We start from the raw sequence: 12878 nt of genomic DNA, 5'->3' as shown, positions 1-12878 counted from the left end.
AGCAAAGATCATTTGGTTAACGAGGAGATTCGTGCGAAGGAAGTTCGACTGGTCGGCCCGGAAGGGGAGCAGATCGGCATCAAGCCGTTCCGCGAAGCGCTGCAGATGGCTTACGACGCGAACTTGGACCTGGTGAATGTGGCTCCGCAAGCGAAGCCGCCCGTATGCCGGATTATGGACTACGGCAAGTTCCGCTACGAGCAGCAGAAGAAAGAGAAAGAAGCGCGCAAGAATCAGAAGACGGTGGATATCAAGGAAGTCTGGTTCCGCGCGAACATTGACGAGCATGATTTCCAGACGAAGCTGCGCAACGTCTTGAAGTTCCTGCGTGAAGGCGATAAGGTCAAATGCTCGGTCCGTTTCCGCGGACGCGAGATTGCCCATGCGGATATCGGCAAGAAGGTTCTTGACCGCGTTCTGGCCGAAGCGAACGAGCTGTGCATCGTCGAGCGCGTTCCGAAGCTGGAAGGCCGCAGCATGATTATGATTTTGGCGCCAAAGAGCACCTAAGCGACCTGCCGCGCAGGATAAGGCGGCGGGATGGATGAACACCGAACTTGAGGAGGATAATTGATTATGCCTAAGATGAAAACGCATAGCAGCTTGAAGGGCCGCTTCAAAATTACGGGTACTGGTAAAGTGCGTCGCTACAAAGCGTACCGCAACCATTTGCTTTCCCATAAATCGCAACGCCAAAAGCGCAACCTGGCAACGAGCCCAGTGATGGCAGCAGGCGACGTTAACCGCATGAAGCAGCAATTGAAAAACTTGAAATAAGCAATTCGGAGACATCGAATCGGGAGGTTAATACGAAATGGCACGAGTAAAAGGCGGATTTACGACACGTCGTCGTCATAAGAAAGTATTGAAACTGGCAAAGGGATACTTCGGTTCCAAACACCGCATCTTCAAAACAGCGAACGAGCAAGTGATGAAATCGTTGCTGTATGCATACCGCGATCGCCGTCAACGGAAGCGTGACTTCCGCAAGCTGTGGATCGCCCGCATCAACGCGGCAGCTCGCATGAACGGACTGTCCTACAGCAAAATGATGCACGGCTTGAAGCTGGCAGGCGTGGACATCAACCGCAAAATGCTGGCTGACATGGCCGTCAACGATGCCAATGCATTCAGCTCTCTTGCAGCGGTAGCCAAAGAAAAAGTAAACGCGTAAGCTGGATTCATATAGAGCGCCGCATCGCCGGGAACGGCAGTGCGGCGTTCGTTGTAAGACAACAGGCATGCATCGTTGGAACTATAGCATCCAAGACTTTATTGATCCCTTCTTTTTGCAGCTTGACGCGACTGTAACTCAACTATGTATGAATCCAGTTGTTGGCTGATCCGAACGACTTCTTCATCCGTAAATTTCCCTTTAGTTCCCACCGCCTCAACTAACTTTCTCCTTAACTCGTTTATTTTTTCCTCAATAGACTTAATGGCCGTTCACCTCACGTACATCTAACTCTATTGAGTGTAATGTACGTTTCGCCAAAAAAATGTATAATTGTGTAACTGGTGCATTTTGTCGGAAAATGAAAAAGCACCTGCAAGGTGCTTCTTCGACTACCACGGATGTATGCTGCCATGATCTCCTGAGAATGCCGCTGCCGTTGTTACAAGGATGACTGCGCAGAGAAGGGATTTAACGTACCATTTTTTGAAAAACCGCTTCATGCTGAAACCTCCGTTTCTTTAATGCTATGAGTATAATATGCGCTTAACTTTTCAAGTGTAGACTTGTACACGGTAACATTCTGTTCCAAAAGATTACGTATAACCAAGTTCAGACATTTTTTCTCTTCAATTGTGTCGTTAATCCTGGAATAGTGCAGTGCACCTTCAATCAAGTAACTTACGCAATTCTCGTAATCCCCAATAGCTAAATAGTATTCTCCTTGAACTTGAAGGTAATCAGCGTATCGCGAACAAATCAAAGGATTACTTTTGTTTATGGTGGACGGGTTTATTTTACTGCTCTCAAGGACAGTTTTAGCGCCTTCTAAGTTGTTTTGTTGTAAGTATAATCGAAGAAGCTGATTTGTGGCAGGAATCGCAGAATCATTACTACAAGACTTAAGGAATGACAGGAGTTGTTGGATGGTCTGATCTGTATTGCCTTTTTTGGCGTTTATTAATGCTTCCATAAGAACTGTGTTTTCTCGGATGTTCGGATAGTTAAACTCCTTATATTGCAAAGCGTACATTTCTGACTCTTCATATTTACCGAGTCCAAAAAATGCGTCTCTGAGGACTCCAAGTGAGTGTACTCTATAATAGCTTGATCCATCATCTTCTGCAAGGACTTTCCTGCAGTGTTCAATGCTTTCATTGTAAAGCTTTAAGTTATGAGCACGAATTCCTAACTTGTAGTAAAGTTCTACCCGTTCTTGTTGGGGCAAGAAATCAGCATAATGAAGAATATACTTTCCGCTATAATACGTTTCCTTCAGTTTGCTGAAATCATTTCGTTCAATCAGGTATCGTTGATACATCCCTTTGGCGATGTAAGGCATAATTCCATGTGATCGTGAGTAGTCAATGATGAGGTTGTATAATGTTAATGCAACGGAGGTATTATCAACGGAGTCAATGGATTGGTAAAGCTTCTCTGTTAAGTCAAAGCTGTCTTCATTTGGAGATTCAAGAAATTTGGTTGCAACTTTTCGAATCAGTTCAATAGAACCTTCTTGCTGAATCGTTGATTGCAGAATATGCAGCAATGAATCCGATCTTTTCTCAACCTCTACGTAATAATCAATCAATGTCTCAAAGGGGATATTCAATGTCACTGCCAATGGTTGTACACTCGAAAATTCTGGACGCTTTACTTCGCCATTCTCAATTCTTGATATCGTGCCTCTAGGAACACCTGATAATTCTGATAACTGAGTGAGCGTCATATCTAACGCTCGCCTTGTATCTTGGATTAGCTCTCCGATTGTTCTGACGACTGCGGCTTCCAATATCAGCCCTCCTTGCTTCATTATTTGACTATCTATATTTTACCACAAGAAGAATCGTATGTAAATAAGAGGTGTAGAGGGCGAGCTTCATAAAAAGGAGCTGGAATTCGCTCACTGCTTAAAGTGTACAGATTGCCAGCAAAACGATCGTGGGTATGAAATTCAATTGAGGCATTACCAAAGTCAGGACTGCTCGGATTGCTCCCTCAAAGCAGCCTGCACCAAGGCAAAAGGGAATCGGCCATCCTACAGGCAGTAGAAACTACTTATGGGACAGCCCCTTTCTGCCATGCAATCTATTCCCAATATTTGCGGGTCGACAGCTGGCTGGCGAGCTGCTTGCTTCCCGCTCGTCTCTTCTTCCGCAGCTCTGCCCGCTCCTGCGCCGATTCGTGAAGCAGCTTCTCTTCCTCGGAGTCGGGAATGACGGGCGGCACGACCATCGGCGTGCCATGCTCATCGACCGCCACGAACGTCAGGAAGGAAGTCGCCGCGATGGCGCGCTCGCCGGAGAACAGATTCTCCGAGACGACCTTGACGAATACTTCCATGCTCGTTCGTCCCGTCCAGGTTACATACGATTCCAGGCAGACGGAATCGGACTGCAGTATCGGACGGAGGAAATCAACCGAATCGGTCGAAGCGGTAATCACGTTGTACCGGCAATGCCGCACGGCCGAGATGGAGGCCAATTCGTCGATGGCGCTCATCAGCTTGCCGCCGAACAGGGAATCATGGTTATTGACATCGTTCGGAAATACGCGGCTCGTCTTGAACACGCGGGATTCGCGGCACAGCTTGGGGGCAAGCCTCGATTGATGAACATCCGTATCTTTCTTCACAATCAATCGTCCTTTCCATGCAACAACTCTTCCGCATGAATGCGGGGCAGCCTGGACGGCTGCGCTTCTCATCCTTCTATTGTACTCCAGAGCGGGGGATAAGCCAAATCCGTGCCAGGGCAGCCGCCCGCATCGGAGGCGCGGCACAGGCATCTCTGGTCTGGCGGGAAAAGAAAAATGCGGCGGGGCGCCCTGGGCAAACTGCCTTCGGTTTCCGTTTTCATCGGGGCGCATTTTCGCTACAATAGAGAGATGCGACTTCGAGAAAAGAGGGAATGTTATGATCGATTTATCCAAAGCCGAAATCCAACAAATGGTTGTCCATCAGGTCGGAAGCAAAGCCCGTGAAGAGGGGGTTCGCGTCTCTCACGCGCTGTATGACGTGCCGAGCGACGAAGTGAAGGCGACGCTGATGAAGTATTTTATTTCCGGCTTCAAATTCGATGCCTTTTACCGCTTCCATCACGAGGCCGAGCTGCCGTTGAATGAGGTATACACGTATGTGAGCCGCATCTTTCAGCAGCCCGATTCTTTTCACGAGCAGTCCGTGCATTTGCTGCATCATTTGTATGAGCAATCCTCTCATCCGCAGATTAAGCCGGGGGAGCTCTATGTCGTTCATCTGAACAACATTCTGTACAACAACTTCAGCATCGACGCCATCGGCATCATGAAATCGGAGCATAAGGACGTCTTTCTTCAGGTGCAGGAGCGCAATCCGGAAGAGCTTCAGGTCAGCATCCAGGAAGGAACGAACATCCGCAAGCTGGACAAGGGCTGCCTTATACTCAACGTGCGGGCGGAGGCGGGCTATTCGGTCGGCATCGTGGACACTTCGGCAGGCAAGAACAACGAAGCCGCGCGGTATTGGCAGGAAGATTTTTTGAATGTGCGGCTGCTGGAGGACGAGCATTATTTGACGGATAAATATATCGAAATGTGCACCCATTTCTATGAGGATGTCATCGCGGCTTCGGCGGAGGAACCGCCGGAGAAGAAGGAGAAGCTGGAGTTCATTCACCATACGATCGAGTACTTCGCCAAGCATGAGCAGTTCGAGGAGGAGACCTTTGCCGAGGAGGTTATCGTGCAGCCGGAGATCGTGCCTATCTTCAAGACGTACAAGGAGACGTATGAGGAAGCGAACGAGCTGCCTCCGTTGAATGAATTTCCGATTTCCCAGGCCGCCTTGAAAAAGGCGAAGCGAACGTATAAAAATAATATCCGGACCGATACGGGAATCGAGCTGAAGCTGAAGAGCGACAGCTTTGCCTTCGTGGAGAAGGGCTTCGATGAAGAACGGGGCATGCATTATTATAAAGTTTTCTATAACGAGGAAGAATAGAATCGCGGCTGGCGGGAGCGCGAGCTTCAGAGCTTGCCAGACCCAGATTTGAGAAGGAAGGGCCATCGTACAGACGGGAAAGGGCCGGATAGAATACCTTGTATGGAATCAACCGTGAAGGAGGGATTCGCATGCGGGGTGTTACGAAAGCTCAGGCTTCCAAGCTGGTCGGCAAACGGATCTACGCGCTGCACAAGAACGGATCTGTCGTGTCCGGCAAGCTGATTCGCATTTCCGGGAACCGTCTGGTGCTGGAGCAAGCGAAGGGCAAAAAAGTAAAAACAAAAGCTATCATTCCGTTAGTTTTGTTCGACCTTTTGGCTATTGGCACGTCCCCATTCGCTTTTGGGGGATTCCCTTTCGGCTTTGGAGGAGTCCCATTCGGTTTTAGGGGCCCTTTCATATAGGGGCGGGCATGGAGGTTATCCATACGGCAGCTATTCAATTAAACCATCACATCCAAGACGAGCGGGCCACATGATGATATGGGAGCGGAGAGCCTGGGGGAACCCCAGGCTTTCATGCTGCCGCCGGACGGATTGGGCGGATGTCAGCGCCTGTCCAGCGGCTTTTCCATCTCGTGGCAGGCGATCTGCGCGATGTACCGCTTTACCCGGTAACCATGCCGCTCGTAGAATCGCTGCGCGGCGTCGTTGCCTTGATCTAAGTAGACGCGGGAAAGGAGGCAGCGCTGCATGCGCCCGTACCGTTCCGCCCGTGCCAGGAGCGCGGAGCCGCATCCTTTGCCCTGGGCAGCGCTGCTGACGGCGAGCAGATCGATCAGCAGGATGTCGTTCTTCGCATGGACAAGCGCGAAGCCAACGGGCTGATTTCTGCGGTTCGCAGCGACATAGGTGACGCCCTCCCGAAGCCGGACCGGAATATCCTTCAGCACCTGGCTCTCTTCCCAGATGAGGTTGGAGTGGGGAAGCAATTCCTCCAGAACAAGGCGGCGAATGATGCGGTCATCGGAAGCGGGGCGCCGAAGCCGGATGTTCATGCCCGATTCCCCCTTTGCTGCATCGCGAATGATGTATTATATGTGCCGCCTTCGTTCCCCGTGCCGATCCCTCCGCTCTTTCGGCCTTTCGTGGAACCCCGAATAAACCGGCTGCCCAAAAACGTTATAGTACGGAAAAAAGCCGAGGTTTTTGCCGATTTCCGGAATTTCGCGAGGCTATGCTGTCATTTTGCTGGATGACCGCTTTACAAATTTTTTTTAACACCGCCTCTTGACTCCTGCATATCGTAGGAATATAATGTTTCTAAACATTTGAAAGACATTGACCATATTTTACAACGGCAATGAAGAGGACGAAGCATAAGGGCCCTTATGAACAGAGAGCGCATGGAAGTCTTGCTGAGACCGGCGCCATAATCCCTTATAGGCGAGCTCACCTCGGAGCTGTTCTCCTGAACGGATATCAGGCCATGGCCCGGATATGTCAGTAGGGGGAATCGTCAGGCGCGCGTTAGGCGTCCAGAGTATGCGCTGTCCATACCTGTTATGGACAACGGTATCGGCGTATACTTGCAGAGATTTCATATCGCGAGATGTGGAATGAACATGGGTGGTACCACGGAAGCACAACCTTTCGTCCCTTAGGCAGCGGCAAGCTGCGGGGGCGGAAGGTTTTTTTGTTGTATTTCACGCCTGGCCAGGCACAACACACCATGACAACCAAGCCCGATTGGAAATCGACAAGGATGCGTAAGGAGGATGGCAAAATGAGCACACACCAAACGGCAATGCGCTCAACGGATGAATTAAGAGAAAAATGGATGAAGCCTGAAGTGATTACAGGCTCCGAAATTTTGCTTCGCAGCTTGTTGTTGGAAGGTGTGGAGTGCGTGTTCGGTTATCCGGGCGGCGCCGTGCTCTACATCTACGACGCGATGCACGGGCGCGAGGATTTCCATCATGTCCTGACCCGGCATGAGCAAGGCGCCATTCATGCCGCCGACGGTTATGCGCGGGCCAGCGGCAAGGTGGGCGTCTGCATCGCGACATCGGGTCCCGGTGCAACGAACCTGGTCACAGGCATCGCTACGGCATATATGGATTCGGTTCCGCTCGTCGTCATTACCGGCAACGTAGCGACGACGTTTATCGGAACAGACGCCTTCCAGGAGGCGGATATTACCGGCATCACGATGCCGATTACGAAGCACAGCTATCTGGTTCGGAAAGTGGAGGACCTGCCGCGAATCATTCATGAGGCGTTCCATATCGCGAATACGGGCCGCAAGGGGCCGGTGCTCATCGATATTCCGAAGGACGTGTCCGCGGCAACGACCTTGTTCCAGCCGGTGACGGAAGTGAACATTCGCGGGTATAACCCGACCGTCCAGCCGAACAAGTATCAGGTAGAGAAGATGATGAAGGCCATCGCGGAAGCCGAGTCGCCCGTCATTCTGGCCGGAGCCGGCGTCATTCATTCCGGGGCGCACGAGGAATTGTTCGAGTTCGCGACGAAGACGAAGATTCCGGTGACGACGACCTTGCTCGGACTTGGAGGCTTCCCGAGCGGGCATGAATTGTGGATGGGCATGCCCGGCATGCATGGAACGTACACGTCGAACATGGCTATCCAGCAAGCGGACCTGCTAATCAACATCGGCGCCCGCTTCGATGACCGCGTAACGATGAAGCTGGACGGATTCGCCCCGAAGGCGAAGATTGTGCATATTGACATCGACCCGGCCGAGATTGGCAAAAATGTGCCGACAGACATTCCGATTGTGGGCGATATTAAGTCGACGCTTCAATTGGCTAATGCTACGGCGAGTCACAACGATAAAGCAGACGCGTGGCGCGATCAGGTGCAGAAGTGGAAGGCCGAGAAGCCGCTGGCTTTCATTGACTCCGATTCGGAGCTGAAGCCGCAATGGGTCATTCAGATGATTAATGACACGACCCAAGGCAACGCGATCGTGACGACGGACGTCGGCCAGCATCAGATGTGGGCGGCCCAGTACTACCGCTTCAATCATCCGCGCTCCTGGATTACATCCGGCGGCCTCGGCACGATGGGCTTCGGGTTCCCGTCCGCCATCGGCGCGCAGATGGCGTTCCCGGATCGGACCGTCGTCTCGATCAACGGCGACGGCGGGATGCAAATGTGCGCGCAGGAGCTCGCCATCTGCGCCATCCACAATATTCCGGTCAAGGTGGCCATCATCAACAACCGGGTGCTCGGGATGGTGCGCCAATGGCAGGAGATCATCTACGACCAACGGTACAGCCATATCGATTTGGCAGGCAGCCCGGATTTCGTCAAGCTGGCGGAAGCCTACGGCGTCCGCGGCTTCCGGGCGACGACGAAGGAGGAAGCGGAGCAAGCCTGGACGGAGGCGTTGAACACGCCCGGGCCGGCCGTCGTCGAGTTCGTCGTACGCAAGCACGAGAACGTCTTCCCGATGGTAACCCAGGGCTGCACCATTGACCAAATGATAATGGGGGATTGCGAATGAAACCGATGAAGCACACCATCGCCGTCATCGTCAACGATCAGCCTGGCGTACTGCAGCGCGTATCCGGCTTGTTCGGCCGCCGCGGATTCAACATTGACAGCATTACGGTAGGAGCCTCGGAGGAAGAAGGCCTCTCCCGCATGGTCATCGTGACGACCGGCGACGAGCATACGCTGGAGCAAGTAGAGAAGCAGTTGTACAAAATTATCGATGTCATCAAAGTCGTCGATTTGAGCTCTCAACCGATGGTGTCCCGCGAGCTGGCCTTGATCAAGGTCAAGGCGGAGCCGCGGGAGCGTCCGGAGATCCTCGGCGTCGTCGAGACGTTCCGCGCGACGGTGGTCGATATCGGACCGAACACGATCATCGTCCAAGTGGTGGGCGAGTCCCAGAAAATCGAAGCGATGATCGAGCTGCTCAAGCCATACGGCATCCGCGAGATCAGCCGCACCGGCGTGACCGCGATGGTTCGCGGGCAGGCGGCGGACGGGAAGTAACCGATATTTGCCGTGCACGCTCCCGGCTTCGCGATGGCCGCGGGCATTCCCCGAATGAGGGGGTCTCTCAGGGGATAAGTCAGGCAGAACCGGAACGAGCGATTGTCCCTTGAAATACCCTCATTCATTCGGGGTTGATTATTATCTCACTTATTAATTAGGAAGAAAGAGGAGGACTCATACAAATGGCAGTTACAATGTATTATGAAAAAGACGCAGATCAAAGTGTATTGCAGGGCAAGACGATTGCAGTTATCGGCTACGGCAGCCAAGGGCATGCGCAAGCGCAAAACCTGCGCGACAGCGGACTTCAAGTGGTTATCGGGCTGCGCGAAGGCAAATCGGCCGACAAAGCGCGCAACGACGGGTTCGAAGTATTGAGCGTAGGCGAAGCGACCAGCCGCGCGGATGTCGTGCAAATCCTGATGCCGGACGAAACGCAGGCGGCCGTATATCATGCGGAAATCGCGCCGAATCTGAAGAAAGGCGCTGCCTTGATGTTCTCCCACGGCTTCAACGTACACTTTGGCCAAATCGTCGCGCCAAAAGACAATGACGTGCTCCTCGTGGCTCCGAAGTCGCCGGGACATCTCGTTCGCCGCACGTATGTCGAAGGCTTCGGCGTTCCGGGCCTCATCGCGATCGAGCAGGATGCGACAGGCAATGCGAAGGCGATCGGCCTGGCCTATGCCAAAGGCATTGGCTGCACGCGCGCAGGCGTGATCGAGACTTCCTTCAAGGAAGAGACCGAGACGGACTTGTTCGGCGAGCAAGCGGTATTGTGCGGCGGCGTCAGCGCGCTGATCAAAGCCGGCTTCGAGACGCTCGTGGAAGCGGGCTATTCCCCGGAAATGGCATACTTCGAGTGCTTGCATGAAATGAAGCTTATCGTCGACCTGATCTATGAAGGCGGTCTTGCGACGATGCGCGATTCCATCAGCAACACGGCGGAATACGGCGACTATGTAACCGGGCCTCGCATCGTAACCGACGAGACGAAGAAAGCGATGAAGGAAGTCTTGTCCGATATTCAGCAGGGCAAATTCGCGCGCGACTTCATCCTGGAGAATAAAGCGGATCGTCCGTTCCTGACCGCGACTCGCCGCAACGAAGCGAACCATCCGATCGAAGTGGTCGGCGGCCAGCTTCGCGAGATGATGCACTGGATCAAGAAGTAGTGATGTGTGTTGCGCCAGCCGGGCCGGACAAGCGGCAGGCCGCGGACTTATAGGCCGGAAGGCGATATCGCACAGCGCCCGCCCGTCGTCAAGGCGGGATGGCGCTGTTCTTTTATGTGCATACACTGGAATAGGAATATGGCAAGAGATTAACGGAGGTGCAGCGATGCGTAAAATTTATATTTTTGACACGACGTTAAGAGACGGGGAGCAATCTCCGGGCGTGAACTTGAATACGAAGGAGAAGCTCGAGATCGCCTACCAATTGGAGCGCCTCGGTGTCGACCGCATCGAAGCTGGATTTCCTGCGGCATCTCCGGGTGATTCGGCCGCGGTGGGAGCCGTCGCCGCCGCTGTGAAGAATGCGACGATCGTCGGGCTGTCGCGGGCGCGGACGCAGGATATCGACGCCGCCTACGAAGCATTAAAGAACGCGCAGGATCCGTGCCTTCACCTGTTCCTTGCTTCTTCTCCGATTCACCGCAAGCATAAGCTTCGTATGGAGAAGGAGCAAGTGCTGGAAACGGCCGAAGCGGCGATTCGTTACGCGAAGAAATATTTCTCGAAGGTGGAGTTCTCCCCGGAGGACGCCGGGCGGACCGAGCTCGACTTCCTCTGCCAAGTGACCGGGATGGCGATTCGCGCCGGCGCGACGGTCGTCAACATTCCGGATACGGTCGGTTACTTGACGCCGTATGAGTACGGCAACATCTTCAAAACGCTGAAGGAGAACGTTCCGGGCATCGAGAAGATTCAGCTTAGCGCGCATTGCCATGACGATCTCGGCATGGCGACGGCGAATGCGCTGGCGGCGGTGCTGAACGGGGCCGATCAGATCGAAGGCACGATCAACGGCATCGGCGAGCGCGCGGGCAATACGGCCCTGGAAGAGGTGGCGCTGGCGCTGGAGACGCGGCAAGATTTCTATCAGGCGAAGACATCGCTCGAATTGAGCGAGATTGCGCGCACGAGCCGGCTGGTGAGCAAGCTGACAGGGATGGTCGTGCCGGGGAACAAGGCGATTGTCGGCGCCAACGCCTTTGCTCATGAATCGGGCATCCACCAGGACGGCATGCTGAAGGAGAAGACGACGTACGAGATTATTTCTCCGGAGACCATCGGCCTGAAGGAGAGCAAGCTTGTGCTGGGCAAGCACTCGGGCCGCCATGCGTTCCGCGAGAAACTGATCGATCTCGGCTACACGCTCAACGAAGAGCAGGTCAATGCCGCCTTCGCCAAGTTCAAGGATGTCGCGGACAAGAAGAAAGAAGTGTCGGACGAAGATATTCGCGCCATGATCGAGGAGAAGCTGATCGACACGCCGGAAATGTTCAAGCTGGAAACTGTCTATGTGGAGTACGGCAACCAATCCGTTCCGTCGGCGAAGGTTCGCCTCGTCACGATCGACGGCAACGTGCTGGAAGAGGAAGCGAGCGGCAACGGCTCCGTCGACGCCATCTATATGGCGATTGACAAGGCATCGCAGGAACAAGTCGAGCTGACCGATTACTCGATCAAATCGGTTACGCACGGCAAGGACGCCCTCGGCGAGGTTCATGTCGTCCTGACGCAGGACGGCCTGCCCGCGCTGGGCCGCGGCGTCAGCACCGACATTCTTGAGGCGAGCGCCCGCGCGTACGTGGATGCCCTCAACCGCCTCATCGAGAAGCGCAAGCTCGGCGGCAGCCGCCGCCGCGACAAGATTGGGCTGATCTAATCTTTTTGCAGCCTGATTGGTATCGGCCCATCCGGCCTTGCAGATGACCTCTGAACAGGGGTCATCTTTTTTTGATAATAAACCGAAAAAATTGGAGAAACAGAGCGAATATACAACTAGCGACCCCAAAAATGAGCACTAACTGAATACCAGACATAAAATGATGGATTGGTTTGAGGATAACAAATATTATTCCTAGCAAGATCCCTACCAAAAAATACTGTGCTATTTGTTTAAATTTGTTATTATCTCGGATATTTTTATCTGTATAGAATAAACTATTGAACTTCCATAACAGGAGGGTTTTGTCCCATCATTGTCGAATTCAGAAATACCCTGAATGAGGCGGTGAATGAGATGGATAACAAGGAAGCGCTGGCTGCAGTTGAAGAACGAATAAGAACGACGAAGGATCGCCGCATGTACGAGCGACTTCAAACCGTACGTTTACGATTAATGGGCAAGTCTGTACGCGAGATTGCCACGATCATCTGTCGTTCGGAGAAAACTATTCGCCTTTACATCCGCGCCTATGAAAAAGAAGGGTTGTCGGGCTTGGCCATGCAATTCTCTCCCGGGCGATCCCCACGCCTGACGAAAGAACAGCGGGACGCATTGAAGCAAGTCATTGTGAACCAGGTGCCAGCAGACGTTGGATTCACCGCCAAATTCAATTGGACGTTGCAACTGATAGCAGACTACATTGAGCGTACGTATGGATGTACCTATTCGCTGCGCGGCGTTTCGAAGATGATGGAACATATGGGCATGAGCTATACGAAACCGACGTATACGCTTGCCGCTGCAGACCCTGTTAAACAACAACAGTTTGTCGAAGAAACGTTTCCGGCTCTAAAAA

14 protein-coding genes are annotated in these 12878 nt (G+C 53.0%); 10 read left to right on the top strand and 4 right to left on the bottom strand.

The genetic code is table 11. The annotated features are described in order from the left end of the window. The first annotated feature begins 12 nt into the window (after window positions 1-12). The 3 genes from infC to rplT all read left to right on the top strand — a co-directional run bounded on the left by infC (window position 13) and on the right by rplT (window position 1174). Window positions 13-510, top strand: coding sequence for a translation initiation factor IF-3 (gene infC, locus ABD76_RS18235; protein WP_168181221.1), 498 nt, complete (start codon window positions 13-15; stop codon window positions 508-510). 66 nt (window positions 511-576) lie between these two features. Beyond that, complete coding sequence (gene rpmI, locus ABD76_RS18230; protein ID WP_006677982.1) at window positions 577-777, top strand: 50S ribosomal protein L35; 201 nt, start codon at window positions 577-579, stop codon at window positions 775-777. Window positions 778-814: 37 nt separating this feature from the next. After that, window positions 815-1174, top strand: coding sequence for a 50S ribosomal protein L20 (rplT, locus tag ABD76_RS18225; protein ID WP_006284825.1), 360 nt, complete (start codon window positions 815-817; stop codon window positions 1172-1174). 98 nt (window positions 1175-1272) lie between these two features. Here rplT and ABD76_RS29610 read toward each other — a convergent pair whose 3' ends face one another. The 3 genes from ABD76_RS29610 to ABD76_RS18210 form a co-directional block, all read right to left on the bottom strand. Next, window positions 1273-1386, bottom strand: coding sequence for an aspartyl-phosphate phosphatase Spo0E family protein (locus ABD76_RS29610; protein ID WP_244194388.1), 114 nt, complete (start codon window positions 1384-1386; stop codon window positions 1273-1275). Between the two features lie 287 nt (window positions 1387-1673). Next, on the bottom strand, window positions 1674-2966 hold the full coding sequence (locus ABD76_RS18215; protein WP_197258623.1) for a helix-turn-helix domain-containing protein: 1293 nt from the start codon (window positions 2964-2966) through the stop codon (window positions 1674-1676). 296 nt (window positions 2967-3262) lie between these two features. Continuing rightward, complete coding sequence (locus tag ABD76_RS18210; protein ID WP_338125144.1) at window positions 3263-3811, bottom strand: acyl-CoA thioesterase; 549 nt, start codon at window positions 3809-3811, stop codon at window positions 3263-3265. Between the two features lie 277 nt (window positions 3812-4088). Here ABD76_RS18210 and ABD76_RS18205 point away from each other — a divergent pair, with 277 nt between their 5' ends. After that, window positions 4089-5153: a nucleoid-associated protein gene (locus ABD76_RS18205; protein ID WP_197258621.1), complete on the top strand. Its 1065-nt coding sequence runs from the start codon at window positions 4089-4091 to the stop codon at window positions 5151-5153. Window positions 5154-5284: 131 nt separating this feature from the next. Beyond that, window positions 5285-5560, top strand: coding sequence for a 50S ribosomal protein L33 (locus ABD76_RS18200; RefSeq protein WP_197258620.1), 276 nt, complete (start codon window positions 5285-5287; stop codon window positions 5558-5560). A 143-nt stretch (window positions 5561-5703) separates the two neighbouring features. On the opposite strand, the gene ABD76_RS18195 is transcribed toward ABD76_RS18200, so the two are convergent. Continuing rightward, window positions 5704-6153, bottom strand: coding sequence for a GNAT family N-acetyltransferase (locus tag ABD76_RS18195; RefSeq protein WP_197258619.1), 450 nt, complete (start codon window positions 6151-6153; stop codon window positions 5704-5706). Between the two features lie 728 nt (window positions 6154-6881). Between ABD76_RS18195 and ilvB the strand changes: the two genes are divergently transcribed. The 5 genes from ilvB to ABD76_RS18170 all read left to right on the top strand — a co-directional run. Continuing rightward, window positions 6882-8627, top strand: coding sequence for a biosynthetic-type acetolactate synthase large subunit (ilvB, locus tag ABD76_RS18190; RefSeq protein ID WP_197258618.1), 1746 nt, complete (start codon window positions 6882-6884; stop codon window positions 8625-8627). Further along, complete coding sequence (ilvN, locus tag ABD76_RS18185; protein ID WP_168181189.1) at window positions 8624-9124, top strand: acetolactate synthase small subunit; 501 nt, start codon at window positions 8624-8626, stop codon at window positions 9122-9124. The genes ilvB and ilvN overlap by 4 nt, the downstream gene beginning before the upstream one ends. A gap of 185 nt (window positions 9125-9309) precedes the next feature. Continuing rightward, entirely contained in the window at window positions 9310-10302 is a 993-nt protein-coding gene (gene ilvC, locus ABD76_RS18180) for a ketol-acid reductoisomerase (protein ID WP_168181188.1), read from the top strand. A 166-nt stretch (window positions 10303-10468) separates the two neighbouring features. Beyond that, on the top strand, window positions 10469-12019 hold the full coding sequence (locus ABD76_RS18175; RefSeq protein WP_197258617.1) for a 2-isopropylmalate synthase: 1551 nt from the start codon (window positions 10469-10471) through the stop codon (window positions 12017-12019). A gap of 357 nt (window positions 12020-12376) precedes the next feature. Further along, the coding region (locus ABD76_RS18170) for an IS630 family transposase (RefSeq protein ID WP_197256132.1) at window positions 12377-12878 on the top strand (502 nt) is incomplete at its 3' end.

It is taken from the genome of Paenibacillus dendritiformis (genome assembly GCF_015845845.1).
GTDB lineage: Bacteria > Bacillota > Bacilli > Paenibacillales > Paenibacillaceae > Paenibacillus_B > Paenibacillus_B dendritiformis_C.
The sequence above is the reverse complement of the archived record's forward strand: the minus strand, read 5'-3'. Positions and strand labels throughout refer to the sequence as shown.